At 49.0% G+C, this 683-nt stretch carries 2 protein-coding genes; both read right to left on the minus strand.

Going from position 1 to position 683, the window contains the following annotated elements:
• Nucleotides 1-432, minus strand: a 432-nt coding sequence (locus B3182_RS10325) for a glycine--tRNA ligase subunit beta (RefSeq protein WP_292752670.1), incomplete at its 3' end; no start/stop codon positions are given.
• Nucleotides 429-683, minus strand: a 255-nt coding sequence (locus tag B3182_RS10330; protein ID WP_292752673.1) for a glycine--tRNA ligase subunit alpha, incomplete at its 5' end; no start/stop codon positions are given. The genes B3182_RS10330 and B3182_RS10325, both read right to left, overlap by 4 nt.

A 683-nucleotide genomic window follows, 5' to 3' on the forward strand; every position in this document is an offset into this window, starting at 1 on the left:
GGGCAATGCCGCCAAAGCCTGTTTAACTATCTCCGGCAGTAATTCAGTGGCAGCCTGTCCCGACTGTTTTTCGCGATAGACTAACCAGGCACCTTTATCCGTTTCCAGCGTTTCCAGAGCATCGACATCCACACCACAGGAACGGGCAAAGCCCTGCAATGCTTTGGTCGGGTTACCCTCTTCGTCAAAACCGGCGGTAACAGCAGGTCCACGTTTTTCAATCTGCCGATCCGCCTGGTGGCTCTGCATTTCTGTGATGACAACGGCTAAACGACGTGGACTCGCATAGGCTTTTGAAGTTGAGAAAGTGAGTTCAGCCTCCGCTAATCCTTTTTCGACACCTTTCAGTAAAGCTTCACTCAGAGTCGAAAGGGCTTTAGGCGGTAATTCCTCAGTGCCAAGTTCTAACAGGAAATCACGTACATCACTCATGACTGCACCTCATCCTGTTTGCTTAACATCGGAAAGCCCAGAGATTCACGTCGGTCATAGTAAGCCTGAGCTACTGCTCTGGCCAGTGTTCTGACCCGCAGGATAAAGCGCTGTCGTTCTGTAACCGAAATCGCTTTACGTGCGTCGAGCAAATTAAAGGTATGTGATGCTTTTAAAACCATTTCATAAGCAGGTAATGGCAAGCCCGCTGCAATCATTCTTTCACTCTCTTTTTCACAGGTATCGAACTG

Source organism: Methylophaga sp. UBA4204 (assembly GCF_002379485.1).
GTDB lineage: Bacteria > Pseudomonadota > Gammaproteobacteria > Nitrosococcales > Methylophagaceae > Methylophaga.